Below are 15162 nucleotides of genomic sequence, written 5' to 3'. Positions count from 1 at the left end.
CCTTTTCGCCTAATTCTGAATCAGCGCCTCTGCCAGTTCGTCCAGCTTCAAAGTCCGCTGCTCGCCGGTCTCCATCGACTTCAGTGCGATGACGCCGCTATTCAGCTCGTCTTCACCGAGAATCGCCGTATACCGGGCTGACATACGGTCCGCCGACTTCATCTGCGCCTTCATCTTGCGTCCCAGGTAATCGCGCTCCGCAGAGAATCCAAGACTGCGCAGACGGAACAGCTGCTTCGTGATCTCCAGATCTGCTGCTTCACCTAATGCGACGAAGTACACATCCAGCGGCTTCGCCGCTTCCAGCTCCACACCCTGATTCTCCAGAATCAGCAGAATCCGCTCCAGTCCAATCCCGAACCCGATGCCCGGCTGATCCGGTCCGCCGATCTCCTCGACCAGACCATTGTACCGGCCGCCGCCGCCCACCGTGTCGATGGAGCCAATGCCTGCCGCTTTATACTCAAACGCTGTATGCGTGTAATAATCAAGGCCGCGCACCAGGCGGGGGTTGATGCTGTATTCCACACCCATCACATCCAGGTGCCCCTTCACCTTGGCAAAATGCTCTGTACACTCTTCATCCAGACTGTCCAGAATAGAAGGCGCTCCGCCGAACTTGTCCTGATCAACCTTGCAGTCCAGCACGCGCAGCGGGTTGCGTTCCATCCGCCGCTGGCAGTCGCTGCACAGGCTCTCTCTCATCGGTCTCAGGAAATCCAGCAGCTTCTCGCGGTAAGCCGCACGGCTCGGAGCATTGCCGACCGAGTTCAGCTCTACCCGCACATCCTTCAGCCCCAGATCAATGTAGAACTGGTATCCAAGCGAGATGACTTCAGCATCAATCGCCGGGTCCACCGCGCCGAAGGCTTCGATGCCGAACTGATGGAACTGGCGGTATCTGCCGGCCTGCGGACGCTCATAACGGAACATCGGTCCGATATAGTACAGCTTGCTGACATCCGGCTCCCCGTACAGCTTGTTCTGGACATACGCGCGTACCACGCCTGCTGTCCCTTCGGGACGAAGCGCCAGATCGCGGTCGCCCTTATCCTTGAAGGTGTACATCTCACCTTCTACAATATCCGTTGTTTCGCCGACTCCGCGCTCGAACAGCCCGGTGTGCTCGAAGAGCGGGGTGCGAATCTCCCGGTAATTGAAGCGGCGGCACAGCTCTCTGGCCTTAGCCTCCACAACCTGCCATTTCTCTACTGCACCCGGCAGCACATCCTGTGTACCTGTTGGTTTCTCGAATCTTTCTTTAGCCACAGTCTATCCCTCCTGAAAATAACCCCTTAAAACAGCAAAAAACCCCTCATCCCTGTTCAATTACAAACAGGGACGAGGGATTATCATAACCAATAATTCACCCGTGGTACCACCCACATTCCGGGCTTAGCAACTTGCTCTGCGTAAGCTCCGCTCTAAGCGGTTAACGCCCGCCTACGCGCAATCGGCTACTGACTGTAGGCAATCCTGCTGCCTGCGTTCGCCGTGCGTTCTCGGGGAGGTCATTCGTCCGTTCATCAACAGAATCCTTACAGCCTTGCGGATCAGCGTACGGTCCTCCTTACCTGGACGACAGCCATGATCTGCGGGATTCCTCTCTGGGGTTGTGGGTTACGGATTACTTGGTCCCGTCATCAAAACAATATAAACTTACCGTATACTGTTAGATTCTACTGAACCACTGCGCTAAAGTCAAGGATTGAATAAAATAAGCTGCCACCAGCGTTCCTTCCGCCAAGTGGACAGAGATTCCGCTATTGTGGCAAAAACTCAACATTCTCAGCTTAAGCGGACTCAGATTCCGTTATGTGCCTACATCTGCCTCGTTAATCGCTCAAATCAACCTAATAACGGAATGTCAGTCCTCGTCTGCCTCAAAATAACGGTTTTTGGACAAATAGGCGCTTCTCAGTCCGCTTCACTCTGCTGGCACTCACTCTTTCGCCAACCCTAAAAACAAAAAAGTGACCTGCAGCCGATTGCTGCAGGTCCATCATCATATATTATAAAAAAGGGGGTCATGCTTCTATTATAAACACGCTATATTAAGGAATCATGAATGTAGTGTTACAGTTGCATTACAGAAAAGAAAGCGTTTCACCAAGCCGTCCAAATCCCCGCTGTCATGCTAATCCATAGGTTACACCATCCCACAGCTCCTGTCTAGATCTATAATGCAGTTCTTCCTTTTATGCTGCATATAAAACAGCTCCAGCCTCTCCATAACGGAGGGCTGGAGCTGAAATGTATCCCGGCGGGATACCGCGGTCCCTTTTAATCAAAAATCTCCACATAGGCCTGCTTGCCGCGCAGAACCTCTACAACCTCGTTGTAATGATTCTCGGCTACCTTGAGATCCATCACATAATGCAAGTGCTCCAGGTCACTGCTTGTCAGCTCTTGCCCTCTATGCACCTCGCCCTCCGTGCGTACTTCATCGGCGCGTACTTCATCCGTACGTTTCAGATCATCCTCTGCCGCAACTGCCGGGACAATGGCCGCCCCGGACCCCATACCTGTTGCACCTCCGGCAGCGTAAACGCCTCCGGCACCTGTTGAAGCGGTATTGGTGGAGCCCAGCGGTATTAGAATGTTGCGCCGGTTATTTACTCCATTATCCAAAGGGTCCGTTAAAGCCGATACCTCAATCCCCTCTACACCATAAGGAATCAACGAGGTCTTAGCACCTTCCGCTGCATCTTCTGTACTGAAATAGGCCTGGATTCTTCTAGTCATTGTAAATCCCTCCCATAAAGTTGTATTATGCCAAACGGGTTACGCATGTATTTCTTGTATTACAACACCTTAAGCAGCTCACGCACAAAAGCGGGCTCATCCTTGGGTGTGCGTGAAGTAATGTAATTGCCGTCTATCACGACCTCTTCATCCTTGAACTCCGCACCGGCATTGATCAGATCATCCTTCAGCGGCGGGTAGGAGGTAAGGGTACGGCCCTGCAGCAATTCAGCGCTGATCAGAATCTGCGGGCCGTGGCAGATAGCCGCAATCGGCTTGCCTGCACGGTCAGCATCCTTCACGAATTGCAGAATATCCGGGTCAAGACGAAGATTCTCCGGCGAAGATCCGCCTGGAATGACTATCGCATCATACTCTGCGGCTGTGACCTCGCTGATCGCTTTATCCGATGTATAGGATACGCTTCCTTTTTTGCCGAGCAGGGTCTCATTTTTCTTAAGACCGATGATTTCTGCCTGATGTCCTGCCTGTAGAACTTCTTCGTAAGGAACCTTCATTTCAGAATCTTCAAAGTCATTGGCGAGCAGAAAAGCTACTTTACTCATGAGATCCATATCTCCTCTCTAAGGCTGCTGTCGTCTCGTCAATCTATTACCCTCATTCCCCCGCTTTATAACGAAGCCTAAGCAGTTCCAGTAAATTCTGTTTCGTGAAACATATACATTCTTATATTTTCAAAAAAATCCACTCCCCCGCATACCTTCGCTCCAGTTAGGTACGCGGCAAAAGACCGCGGCCTCTACGCTGGAGTCCCTGCGGTTCCTTCGGGTCCCCGGCTTCCTTGGCTGTCGCTGAGGCTTCGGTCATCGACCCGGCCACGTGGGACTGAATCATGTTCCACATCCATGCTTTTGGTGCTTGTCTCATTCTGCTTGCTCCCCGCACTTGAATAATGGTGCATCATTCATAGTCTATCCAGCCAGGGCTGCTGCTATCCCGCTTGGTTAACTAGAAGCAAAAAAGACCCCACCTTGTGGAGTCCCGTGATGTATCTTATCAAGTGGAAACGGCTTTGCCGTCCTTTATAGCGGCGTCTGCCCGGCTCTAATCCTAACCCTTGCTGTCCAGCAGCAGCGTAACCGGTCCCCAGTTGGTCAGGGCGACATCCATCATCGCTCCGAACACGCCAGTCTCTACCTGCAGCCCTCCGGCACGCAGCTCCTGGTTGAAGTAGTCATAGAGACGCTCTGCTTCAGCCGGAGCCGCTGCCGCCATGAAGTTGGGGCGTCTGCCCTTGCGGCAGTCCCCGTACAGCGTGAACTGGGAGACGGACAGAATGGCCCCACCGGCCTCCGTCACACTATGGTTCATTTTACCGGCCGCATCCTCAAAAATCCGCAGTCCGGCAACCTTGTCAGCCAAATACTTGGCATCCTTCTCTGTATCCTCATGGGTTACGCCGACCAGCAGCAGCAGGCCCTCTCCAATGGCTCCGGTCACTGCACCGTCCACCGTTACACTGGAGTTCTTGCAGCGCTGCACAACGACTCTCATCTCATCCTTCAGCTCCTTGCCTTAGCACCTATTGCATAATACGGTTAACGGTATACACATCCTTGACCCGCTTCACTTTGTCGACCACTGACTGCAGGTGATCGGTATTGCGGATCAGAATCGTCATATGGATCATCGCCATCTTGTTCTTGTCGGAGCGCCCGGTGACCGCTGAAATATTGGTCTTGCTCTCCGATACCGCCTGCAGCACTTCATTCAGCAGCCCGTTGCGGTCATGGCCGGTAATCTCAATATCGACGCTGTAATTAGCCTCCATACTGCCTTCCCACTCCACTTCAATCACGCGCGCTGCTTCCTCCCCGTCCATCTCGTTCGGAATGTTCGGACAATCCTCACGGTGTACCGATACGCCCCGTCCACGGGTCACATATCCGATGATATCGTCGCCCGGCACAGGATTACAACATCGTGCGAAGCGTACCAGCAGATTGTCGATCCCCTTGACACGGACCCCGTTGGTCGGCTGGTTGCGCTTCTCTCCGCTGGATTTGATCGCCTTCATCTCGGAGGTAAGCTCCAGATGACCTGCGGCCTCCTCCTGGTCCTTACGCAGCTTCTCAGTCAGCTTGGAGGCGATCTGCGCTGCGGTAATCCCGCCGAAGCCGACCGCTGACAGCATATCCTCCACATCATTGAAAGCGAACTTCTTCGCAGCCTCGGACAATTTGTCCTCCGTCAGCCAGTCAGAGACCTCCACGTTCAGGCGCTTCAGCTCGCGTTCGATGGCCTCCCGGCCCTTCTCCACGTTCTCCTCACGCTTCTCCTTCTTGAACCACTGCTTGATCTTGCTCCGCGCATGTGAGGACTGGGCAATCTTCAGCCAATCGCGGCTCGGACCGTAAGAATTCTTCGAGGTCAGAATCTCCACGATATCCCCGGTCTTCAGCTTATGGTCAAGCGGAACAATGCGCCCGTTCACCTTGGAGCCGATTGTCCGGTTCCCGACCTCGGTATGAATGCGGAACGCGAAATCCAGCGGCACCGAGCCGGCAGGCAGCTCCACTACCTCACCCTTAGGCGTGAATACGAAGACCAGATCAGAGAAAAAGTCCATCTTCAGCGATTCTACAAATTCTTCGGCATCCTTGGCTTCGTGCTGCAGCTCCAGAATCTCGCGGAAGAACGGCATCCGGTTCTCGGGATTGACGTTGTTGTTGCTGCTGCCTTCCTTATACGCCCAGTGGGCGGCGATCCCGAATTCGGCCGTGCGGTGCATCTCCCAGGTGCGGATCTGAACCTCCGTCGGCTCTCCTCCCGGACCTACTACGGTTGTATGCAAAGACTGATACATGTTCGCCTTGGGCATAGCAATATAGTCCTTGAAACGGCCAGGCATCGGCTTCCAAAGCGTATGAATAATGCCCAAAGTGGCATAACAATCCTTAATATTGTCGACGATAATGCGGATAGCCAGCAGATCATAGATCTCGTTGAACTGCTTGTTCTTCGTGTTCATCTTGTTATAGACACTGTAGATATGCTTCGGGCGTCCCGAGAGATCGCCTTCGATGCCCATTTCATCGAGCTTGGCGCGGATGCGGCCGATGACACTGTCAATGAACTGCTCGCGTTCTGCCCGCTTCTTGTGTACAAGATTCGCAATCCGGTAGTACTGCTGCGGGTTCAGATAACGGAGTGCAATATCCTCCATCTCCCACTTGATCGCAGAGATCCCCAGCCGGTCCGCAATGGGACAAAAGATCTCCAGCGTCTCATAAGAAATCCGGCGCTGACTCTCTTCAGACTGGTATTTGAGCGTACGCATATTATGCAGACGGTCCGCCAGCTTAATCACGATCACCCGGATATCCTGGGCCATAGCGATGAACATCTTGCGGTAGTTCTCGTTCTGCTGCTCTTCCTTGGAGCGGAAGCGGATGCGTTCCAGCTTGGTCAGGCCGTCTACCAGCATGGCGCAGGTATCGCCAAATTTCGTGCGGATCTGCTCCAGGGACACCGTCGTATCTTCCACAACATCATGCAGCAGCGCAGCAATGATGGATATGACATCCATTTGCATATTGACGACAATATCTGCGACCGCCAGCGGATGCAGAATGTATGGCTCCCCCGACTTCCGTACCTGCCCGTGATGAGCCTGATCGGCGAATTCATAAGCTTCACGGATGCGGAGAAGATCTTTTTCTTTTATATAGGCGCCAGCCTTTTCGGTTAGTTGCTCTATGCCCATTCTCGTCGTATCCGTTTCCCTTCTATAATAAAATGAACCTGCAAGCATGCAGAATTTGCAGGTTCCATACGTTCCCGGCTGCATTGCGCTCAGGTTAAAGTTGTCTATAATTATGACGCTTACGAAGGATTCCGTCAACACTTGCCATAGCGTGGTATTCCTGTCAGGGAAAGGGTCAAGAAAAGACAATTTTGTGGCACGGATAAAAATGTTGTTGTAAAAACCCGCTGTTCTATTTAATCTAGTAAAGGCGGTTTTTTAAAAGATAAGAATTGTCAAATCAAATTAGATCAGAAAGAGAAGTGAACTCCATTGCAACGCGAAATTCAAGTTAACGAAAGACTCCCTTGGGGCCCGGGCTTCCTCCTGAGTCTTCAGCATCTGTTCGCCATGTTCGGCAGCACCGTGCTTGTTCCCAACCTGTTCGGGGTAGATCCCGGCATGATCCTGCTGATGAATGGTATCGGCACCTTGCTCTACATTCTGATCTGCCGCGGCAAAATCCCCGCCTATTTGGGTTCAAGCTTCGCCTTCATCTCGCCGGTGCTGCTTGTGCTGAAAGAGCATGCCGGCGATCATGAGCGCGGATATTCGCTTGCACTGGGCGCTTTTATCGTGACTGGTGTTATCTTCATTCTTGTGGCCTTAATTGTACGTTATGCCGGTACCGGCTGGATTGATATTGTATTCCCTCCGGCAGTTATGGGAGCGATAGTTGCCACGATTGGACTGGAGCTTGTGCCTGTAGCCGCACGGATGGCCGGACTGATTGCTCCAGATGGTGTGGCCACCGCTGACTGGACGCCTGACGGCAAAGCGATTACCCTGTCGCTCGTCACGCTTGGTGTTACCGTGCTCGGCTCCGTGCTGTTCCGCGGCTTCCCCAAAATCATTCATATCCTCATCGGTATTGTTACCGGTTATGTACTCGCTTATATCTTGGGTGAGGTGAATACTGGTGCCATCTCTCAAGCAAGTTTCCTCTCGCATCCCACGATCATTACCCCATCCTTCAACTGGCAGGTCATTCTGACTATTATTCCTGTATCGCTTGTGGTCATTGTGGAGCATATCGGCCATTTGCTGGTCACCAGCAATATCGTGGGCAAGGATCTGACCAAGGACCCGGGACTGGACCGCTCACTGATGGGTAACGGGATTTCAACAGTACTCTCCGGGTTCCTGGGGTCTACGCCTAATACAACCTATGGTGAGAATATCGGCGTTATGGCTCTGACCAAGGTGTACTCGGTATATGTTATCGCGGGCGCTGCTGTAATCGCCATCGTGCTGTCGTTCTCCGGAACGTTCTCCTCGGTCATTGCCAACATTCCGCTGCCGGTTATGGGCGGTGTATCCCTGCTGCTGTTCGGTGTTATTGCGGCATCAGGCCTGCGTATCTTCGTGGAACAGAAAGTCGATTTCTCCAAAGCCACCAACATGATTCTGGCTACGCTCGTCCTGGTGGTCGGCATCAGCGGCATTTCGCTGAAGCTTGGCGGTGTAGAGCTGAAAGGCATGGCACTGGCGACTATCGTAGGTATGGTCCTCGCCCTGCTCTTCAAGCTGATCGAGGTTCTGGGCCTGTCCAATGAACAGGAAGCTGACAAATCGGCACATTAAATAACTCACATCTGTTATTATCCACCCAGCACATCAACAAAAAGCGGACTGCTGTCTTCATTCGACAGCAGTCCGCTTTATATTTCCCGGGAAAAGTTGCCGGGCACGACGATTAATCCTCGTAAGTCAACAAGGTAACCACTTCAATATCCGACAGCTTGTCCCGTCCGGCCAGAGCCGTCAGCTCGATCAGGAATGCAGCGCCGACCACTTGTCCGCCAAGCTGTTCCACCAGGTTTACTGACGTAGCAATCGTCCCTCCGGTAGCCAGCAGATCATCCGCAATCAGCACCTTCTGGCCGGGCTTGATCGCATCGGTATGCACAGCGAGGGTATCCTTGCCGTATTCCAGATCATAGCCCACTTCGATTGTCTCATAAGGAAGCTTGCCGCTTTTGCGGATCGGCACGAAGCCTACACCCAGCGCGTAAGCCAGCGGTGCGCCCACTACAAAGCCACGCGCCTCTGGTCCGGCAATGACATCGATCTCCAGGTGGGCCACGAGAGCTTTAAGCTCATCGATGGCTGCACGGTACGCAGCGCCGTCCTTCAGCAGTGTAGTAATATCTTTGAAGCTGATTCCAGCCTGGGGGAAATCCGGAATTACGCGAATATTGTTTTTGAAATCCAACATCATCATCTCCTAAAAGTAAGCGGGGATCACCCCCGCTGAAGTTACTCAAACCAAATGACCGTGACAGCATGTGTAGCTGTTATGAGGCCCCTAAACGCCGTGACAGCATGAATTCCTGCAATTCACTGCGGCTGCCTTCCATGAAATACTGCTCCATCTCCGCCGTCTTGCCCAGTCTGACGAAATGCTCTGATGTGCTCAGACTCTTGGCGGCAGGCTGCGGGACAAAGGTGATCTTGCCGCCGCTGCGCTCAATGAAGTCAAGCTCATCGAACACATCCAGCATTCTGCTCACCATACGCACACCAAGCGCCGACTGGCGGCTGAGCCGCAGCAGCACTTCTTGCTCAGGAGTTGGAGATGCAGCGATTGCGGCAATCCATTGATATAACGATTTGAAATGATCACGGGTGGGAACCTGCAGCCGGTCACGCCCGTCACGGATTGAATGCAGCAGGGCAATGTTCTCCGCTTGGGGAAAAGCAGTGAACAGTGCTTCCAGCTGCTCCGGAGACTCCGGCATATCAAGCACACAGAGCAGTGACAGTCCCTCTTCGTCACGCGTGCCCTCCGGCTGATGTACAGCCGAGATCCCGGCAGACTCATCGTATACCCAGAGGGACATGTCCTTCAGATCACGCAGCGGCGTTGTCCGGCTGTTCTGGAAGACCGCTGCACTCCGGCCGGGACTGCTGCCGCTATAGGTGCGGAGCAGCTCCTGAATATGCGCCGCTTGCTTGACGGCATCGGCCGCGCCGCGCAGATCGAACAGCTGCGCCTTCGGCACCGCAAGATCCTGCAGCATTAGCTGAGGCTTGCGCGAGCCGTTCCATTCATTGACGGACAGCTCTGCCAGAACATCCACGACTGTACCATCCGGAAGCAGATCAGCCAGCGGCCCCTTGCCGAAGGCTACAGCTTCAATCGTCAGCTTGTCCTGCTGGAGCACAAGCTTCAGGTGCTTGCCCTCCTGACCCATCTTCCGTGTCTCCTTCACAACTGCTCCGCGCAGAATGAATCTCGGCAGCGGATTGGCCATGCCGAACGGCGCAAGCCGCTCCAGCTCAAGCGCAGCCTGGAGGGTCAGATCGGCAATGGATACCTCCCCGTCCGCAGCCGTAACAGCTACGAAGTCCTCCGGTGTCAGAACAGACGCAGCATAGCTATTCAGCGCCGCATCGAAGGCTTCCAGCTTGCCCTGCGGCAGACTCATCCCGGCAGCGGCCGGATGTCCTCCGAAGTGGTCCATCAATTCGGCGCATGAGGATAAGGCTGCATAGATATCCAGACCCGGGATGGAACGGGCAGAGCCCTTGCACATCCCGGTCTCCGGATGAATGTCCAGAATAATAACCGGACGGTAATACCGCTCGAGCAGCTTGGAGGCCACAATGCCGACTACGCCGACATTCCAGCCCTGGTCCGCCAGCACTATAATATCCGGCAGTCCGCTCCGGCTAATTCTCTCCTCCAGCTTGGCTGTGGCTTCGGTGACAATTCGCTCGACAACCAGTTGGCGTTCCTTGTTCAGCAGATCCAGCTCTCCGGCAAATTGCTCAGCTTCTGCCGCATCTTCCGTGGTCAGCAGTGTAACCGCCCGGCCAGCATGATCCAGTCTTCCGCTGGCATTAATACGCGGCGCCATCCCGAAGGCGATATTCACCGCACTGACGGTGTTCATCGCAATACCGCCCACCGAGAGCAGCGCACGGATGCCCGGGAACGACGAATTCCGCATGCTGCTGAGGCCTCTGCGCACCAGACTGCGGTTCTCGCCCAGCAGCGGCATCAGATCAGCAACGGTTCCTATAGCGGCAATCTCACACCATTCCTCTGGCACTTCACTGCCAAGGAGCGCCTCAGCCAGCTTGTAAGCCACCCCCACTCCAGCCAGACCCTTGAAGGGATACGGGCAGTCCGGCAGCTTCGGGTTAATCAGGGCATACGCCTCGGGCAGCAGCTCCGGCGGCTCATGATGATCCGTGACAATAACATCAATGCCCAGCTCCGAGGCATAGGCAATCTGATGATAGGCACTGATACCAGTATCAACCGTAATGACGAGAGATACACCCTGCTGGACCGCCCAGTCCAGCGCATGATTATGCAGTCCATAGCCTTCATTGGAGCGATGGGGAATATAAATATCAAAAGAGGCCCCAAGATGACGCAGAAGGTAGATCATCAGCGCAGTGCTGGAAACCCCGTCCGCATCATAATCACCATACACCAGAATATGTTCTTCCTCTTGCAGTGCCTTCTGTATCCGCGGCACCGCTTCAGCCATTCCTTTGAGCAGGAATGGATCATGTCTATCTTCCGCTCCTGAATCCATGAATACCCGTGCCTTGTCGGCGGTATCCATCCCTCTTTGCACCAGCAGTGAAGAAAGGAGCGGAGAAATAGAAAGGCTCCGGGCCAGTTCCGAAATACGCTCGGAATTGGCTGCCGGAGATTGCCAGCTTGTTTTAGAATGAAGCAATACAGTTCACCTTTCTCTCACCTTGCAGACTACTGAAGCAGCGTGGGAATATCGTTGTCCACAAGCTCGTGATTGCTTTTATAAGGATAACCCGGATCATACGGCACAACATCCATATGAACCTCCCCTACATGAACGAACCGGTGCTGCAGCAGCTTGCGGGCACATTCTGAAATATCCTGGGCCTCCATCACGCTGATCCGCGGATTCACACTAATCTTCACATGCAGATTCACATAACTGCCTTCCTCCAGTGCCCGGAGCTGCTCCACCCGGATGACTCCATGCACCCGCTGAACCGTCTCAATGAAGCTGGCTGCTTCCTCGGAAGGAAGCTCCTGAATCTTCTTGCTGTATACAGAGGAAGCAATTAACGAATAGCCTTTGCGGAGAATCAGACATCCGGTCAGCAGAGCTGCAATGGGGTCCATGTAGAGCAGAGGATGCCAGTTCAAGTATCCTCCAGTTATGGCCAGGGCAATTCCGATAAATACAGTTATAGATGTATACAGGCTGAACCGGTGGCTATCGGCATAAGCAGCATGACTGCCGTCACCCTTTTTTTTGAAATAACGGTACTGGTATTGAAATACAGCCTCTTTGAACACAATGCACAGCAGGACAGCAACAAGCGCTGACTCCTCCGGTGCCGACAGATGTCCCCTTGTCAAATCACGGATAGCCGAGAAAGCAACCTGCAGCCCGCCCATAATAATCAGCACAGAGAACAGAATAGCCGCCATCGGCTCCTTGCTTCCTTGCGCAGCCCGGCCGTGTTCCGCTGAGCCTTTTGCCTTGTGACTCTGCTTCAGGTTCCACGGAATTACCTCCGCCAGTCTGGCAGCGGCATCTGCTCCGGAATAGATTGCATCCCCCAACAATGCCTTACTGCCTGACAGATAACCGATACTTCCCTTGGCTAGAGCGAGTAGAACATCACTAAGGATTCCGGTCCAGGCAACAGTTTGTTTCCGGGGTAATGGTTTGTCATTCATAACGAGGCCCTCCTTACCACTAGCAGGTAAACTCATGATGATGAAATCAAGCAAGACGCCCTGACCCGAAGATTCCGAAAAGCCGCGTCGCTACAGACGCGGCTTACAGAATAACCGGGTGTTAGGCTTTGGCCGGGGTCTTCGCCGCCGGCTTCTGACGCTTCTTCAGAAGCAGCCAGAGCGGACTTGCGATGAAGATCGATGAATAGGCTCCGAAGAGCAGGCCAATAACCATGGCCAGCGAGAACATGCGGATCGACTCCCCGCCCATAATCAGCAGGAAGAATGCGGCAATAAATACGGTGAAGGCTGTATACAGCGAGCGCATAAGGGTCTGCGCCACACTTTTGTTAACCAGCTCCTTAAGATCCTCATACGACTTCTGTTTGCCGAAGCGCAGATTCTCGCGGATCCGGTCAAAGATAACGATAGTATCGTTAATCGAGTAACCGATAATGGTCAGCACCGCGACAATGAAGGTTATGTCCACCTCCAGACGGAAGATGGAGAAAATCGCTACAACCATAAAGGCATCATGGAGCAACGCTACAATAGATGCCAGCGCAAAACGCCATTCAAAACGGATACTAACATAAATAATAATCCCGATACTGGCGAGCAGCACCGAATAGATCGCATTGCGGGCCAGCTCCTTAGCCATCTCAGTATCTACGGTGTTAATTTCAAAAGAAGCCTTGTCATCAATCTTGTTGATTGACTTCTTGAGGGTCTCACTTTGTGCATCACTCAGCTCTTGATCATAGCGGATGTTGACCCGCTTGTCGCCGATGGTAACGGTTGGTTCATGCTCGATGCCCGCATCCTTCAGAGCCGGCTGCAGCTCAGCCAGCGTGACACTCTTAGAGAGCGCCACGTCCACATTGGACCCGGCCTTGAAGTCAACGCTGTAGTTCAGGCCGAAGGTTGCCAGAAAGACGAGCCCCGCCACAGTAAGGGCAATCGAGAAGATATAGAAGAATTTACTTAAATGTACGAAATCAAGCTCTTTCTTAAAGCGCACTGATGTCACTCTCCTTTACCCCAAATTGCTTCGGCTTTTTGAGTGCGCCGGCTTTAACCAGCACAGTCAGCAGCCAGTGGGCAAAATAAAGGTTTGTTACAATACTAAGTACAATTTCCACGATCAGAATCAGTGCGAAGCCTTTAACCGCACCCGTACCGAAGGCGAACATGACAGCCGCTACGATAATAGTGGTTACATTCGCATCCATAACTGTACGGAAGGAGGTCTTGTTCCCTGCTTTGACGGAAGACATAATGCCCTTCCCGCTGCGCATTTCTTCCCTGATCCGTTCATTGGTAATGATATTGGCATCGACGGCCATCCCTATACCGAGGATGAACGCGGCGATTCCGGGAAGGGTCAGTGTAAAGTCTGCCAGGACAAATACCAGAATCAGCAGCCAGGTGTGCAGGATCAGCGCAAAGCTGGCCAGTACGCCCGGAAGACGGTACATAAGCAGCATGAAGATCAAAATAATCACAGAACCGACAATCCCGGCTCTGACGGTCTCATCCAAGGATTGCTTACCCAGTGTAGCCCCTACGCTCTGGGAATATTTCTCTGTCAGCTTCAGCGGCAAAGCACCGAGGTTGATTGTATCGGCAATCTCACGGGCTTCATCCAGTGTATATCCCCCGGAAATCGAAGCCTTACCATCGGTCAGGACAGCTCGTACCGTTGGAGGCGAAGATAACAGGTTCTCATCCAGATAGATGGCGAGTTCCTTACCCAACAGGCGCTCGGTAATCTCTGCGAATTTCTTCTTGTCTTTGATGGAGATGCTGATTTCGGGACGGTTCAGTTGATCGCGTTGAACCTCTGCCGCACCTTCAACAAAGTCACTGCCTACAAGCTCAATCTTGCTGTACACCCCGGGAGCATCCCCTTCATTGGCACTGCGGAAGGTCAGAACTGCGGGCTCTTTCATTTTTTTGCGGACCTCTGCTTCGTCGGTCACACCTGCGATCTTCAGACGGATGCGGTCCGTACCTTCGGTGGTCACCTCAGGCTCGCTGGTTCCGAGTGCATTCGCCCGCTTCTCGAGGCTCTCTGCAGTCTTCTGCAGCGAAGCGCGGGTCAGAGTTCCTCCCGTATCCATTGGCTCGGCGTGGTACAGAATTTCGAATCCGCCCTTGAGGTCAAGACCCAGACGGACTCTGTCCAGCAGCCCGGGAGTAGTAAATACCATGACGCCCGTTAGAACGACCACGGTAATGATAAAGCTCAACATTCTCTTCATGCTCTAGCTAGTTCCCCTTTCATTACTTCAATATTCCTATTATAGCTACGTGCGAAATGACCGTCAATTCAGAAGGAATGACGGTGTCTTGATTCACACAAAGAAACGGCAGGTTCTGCTGCAAAGCGTGGATACCTCCGTTTGATAGGACAAGTCTGAACACTCTTTACTTACTTTACTGCTTCCTGTACCCGTTTGCAAAAGAAAATCGTTCCTTTTGACAAATCCCCCCGTTAATTCAATCCCCGGTAGGCCGCCAAGGTCAGATAAGTCATATAACTGCCTGACTTGAGTGAATAAATGTCATTGACCAGCCTGTGCAGGGGAGGTCTTCCCTCCTTGGCATAATTGCGGCTGATGCAATCCCAAATATCCTTACCGGTCACATATTCATAGCCGAGGAGCCGGAATTCCTCCGCTTTGCTGATGCACATGGCTTCGATATCTTCACTAAGCTCGTCATATCTCCATTGTTCCGATTCCACGTGCAGGCACCTCCAAAGATTCCTCAATTACCTATGCTCAGTGGTACGTATTCGACCCTGCGCTCACACTTTCCTGCTTAAGACCAAAAAACTTGTCTACAGAATGCTTGTCATGCAGCGCACCTGTACCGGCATATCCTTATACAAGCCTGGCTTGGTTATGGCGGTAATTCACCTGCAGTTTCATCTCATATGTAGGAAGAAGGA

At 52.9% G+C, this 15162-nt stretch carries 13 protein-coding genes; 1 reads left to right on the top strand and 12 read right to left on the bottom strand.

All coding sequences use genetic code 11. The features are described from left to right. Window positions 1-9: 9 nt before the first annotated feature. The 6 genes from hisS to MKY64_RS02340 all read right to left on the bottom strand — a co-directional run bounded on the left by hisS (window position 10) and on the right by MKY64_RS02340 (window position 6472). The gene (gene hisS / locus MKY64_RS02365; RefSeq protein ID WP_340950718.1) at window positions 10-1269 is read right to left on the bottom strand and encodes a histidine--tRNA ligase; all 1260 of its coding nucleotides are present in this window, start codon (window positions 1267-1269) and stop codon (window positions 10-12) included. Window positions 1270-2283: 1014 nt separating this feature from the next. Beyond that, the gene (locus MKY64_RS02360) at window positions 2284-2745 is read right to left on the bottom strand and encodes a hypothetical protein (RefSeq protein ID WP_339250398.1); all 462 of its coding nucleotides are present in this window, start codon (window positions 2743-2745) and stop codon (window positions 2284-2286) included. A 59-nt stretch (window positions 2746-2804) separates the two neighbouring features. After that, window positions 2805-3311, bottom strand: coding sequence for a type 1 glutamine amidotransferase domain-containing protein (locus MKY64_RS02355; protein WP_340950716.1), 507 nt, complete (start codon window positions 3309-3311; stop codon window positions 2805-2807). 166 nt (window positions 3312-3477) lie between these two features. After that, a complete protein-coding gene (locus MKY64_RS02350; RefSeq protein WP_340950714.1) occupies window positions 3478-3633 on the bottom strand; it encodes a hypothetical protein in 156 nt (51 codons plus the stop codon). Between the two features lie 183 nt (window positions 3634-3816). Continuing rightward, window positions 3817-4260, bottom strand: a complete 444-nt coding sequence (dtd, locus tag MKY64_RS02345; RefSeq protein WP_036690534.1) for a D-aminoacyl-tRNA deacylase — start codon at window positions 4258-4260, stop codon at window positions 3817-3819. A 28-nt stretch (window positions 4261-4288) separates the two neighbouring features. Further along, complete coding sequence (locus tag MKY64_RS02340; protein WP_036732347.1) at window positions 4289-6472, bottom strand: RelA/SpoT family protein; 2184 nt, start codon at window positions 6470-6472, stop codon at window positions 4289-4291. Window positions 6473-6784: 312 nt separating this feature from the next. Between MKY64_RS02340 and uraA the strand changes: the two genes are divergently transcribed. After that, window positions 6785-8095, top strand: coding sequence for a uracil permease (uraA, locus tag MKY64_RS02335; protein ID WP_076081673.1), 1311 nt, complete (start codon window positions 6785-6787; stop codon window positions 8093-8095). 112 nt (window positions 8096-8207) lie between these two features. Here the strand turns inward: uraA and MKY64_RS02330 are convergent, their stop codons facing one another. The 6 genes from MKY64_RS02330 to MKY64_RS02305 all read right to left on the bottom strand — a co-directional run bounded on the left by MKY64_RS02330 (window position 8208) and on the right by MKY64_RS02305 (window position 14955). Then, entirely contained in the window at window positions 8208-8726 is a 519-nt protein-coding gene (locus MKY64_RS02330) for an adenine phosphoribosyltransferase (protein ID WP_036732465.1), read from the bottom strand. Between the two features lie 82 nt (window positions 8727-8808). Further along, a complete protein-coding gene (gene recJ, locus MKY64_RS02325) occupies window positions 8809-11211 on the bottom strand; it encodes a single-stranded-DNA-specific exonuclease RecJ (RefSeq protein ID WP_340950713.1) in 2403 nt (800 codons plus the stop codon). A gap of 29 nt (window positions 11212-11240) precedes the next feature. Beyond that, window positions 11241-12206 (bottom strand): cation diffusion facilitator family transporter, encoded by a 966-nt coding sequence (locus tag MKY64_RS02320; RefSeq protein ID WP_340950712.1) that lies wholly within the window; start codon window positions 12204-12206, stop codon window positions 11241-11243. 121 nt (window positions 12207-12327) lie between these two features. Beyond that, window positions 12328-13227, bottom strand: coding sequence for a protein translocase subunit SecF (gene secF / locus MKY64_RS02315; RefSeq protein WP_036732355.1), 900 nt, complete (start codon window positions 13225-13227; stop codon window positions 12328-12330). Continuing rightward, window positions 13217-14470 carry a protein translocase subunit SecD gene (gene secD, locus MKY64_RS02310; protein ID WP_076081677.1) on the bottom strand — a complete coding sequence of 418 codons (1254 nt, stop codon included), beginning with the start codon at window positions 14468-14470 and terminating at the stop codon, window positions 13217-13219. The genes secF and secD overlap by 11 nt, the downstream gene beginning before the upstream one ends. A 233-nt stretch (window positions 14471-14703) precedes the next feature. Further along, window positions 14704-14955, bottom strand: coding sequence for a post-transcriptional regulator (locus MKY64_RS02305; protein WP_036690543.1), 252 nt, complete (start codon window positions 14953-14955; stop codon window positions 14704-14706). Window positions 14956-15162 lie beyond the last annotated feature (207 nt).

The organism is Paenibacillus sp. FSL R7-0210 (genome assembly GCF_038009085.1).
GTDB lineage: Bacteria > Bacillota > Bacilli > Paenibacillales > Paenibacillaceae > Paenibacillus_AQ > Paenibacillus_AQ silagei.
The sequence above is the reverse complement of the archived record's forward strand: the minus strand, read 5'-3'. Positions and strand labels throughout refer to the sequence as shown.

Coding starts and splice junctions, on each gene's coding strand:
- MKY64_RS02360 (WP_339250398.1), bottom strand. CDS start 2,745: ATGACTAGAAGAATCCAGGCCTATTTCAGTACAGAAGATGCAGCGGAA.
- MKY64_RS02355 (WP_340950716.1), bottom strand. CDS start 3,311: ATGAGTAAAGTAGCTTTTCTGCTCGCCAATGACTTTGAAGATTCTGAA.
- MKY64_RS02350 (WP_340950714.1), bottom strand. CDS start 3,633: ATGAGACAAGCACCAAAAGCATGGATGTGGAACATGATTCAGTCCCAC.
- dtd (WP_036690534.1), bottom strand. CDS start 4,260: ATGAGAGTCGTTGTGCAGCGCTGCAAGAACTCCAGTGTAACGGTGGAC.
- MKY64_RS02340 (WP_036732347.1), bottom strand. CDS start 6,472: ATGGGCATAGAGCAACTAACCGAAAAGGCTGGCGCCTATATAAAAGAA.
- MKY64_RS02320 (WP_340950712.1), bottom strand. CDS start 12,206: ATGAATGACAAACCATTACCCCGGAAACAAACTGTTGCCTGGACCGGA.
- secD (WP_076081677.1), bottom strand. CDS start 14,470: ATGAAGAGAATGTTGAGCTTTATCATTACCGTGGTCGTTCTAACGGGC.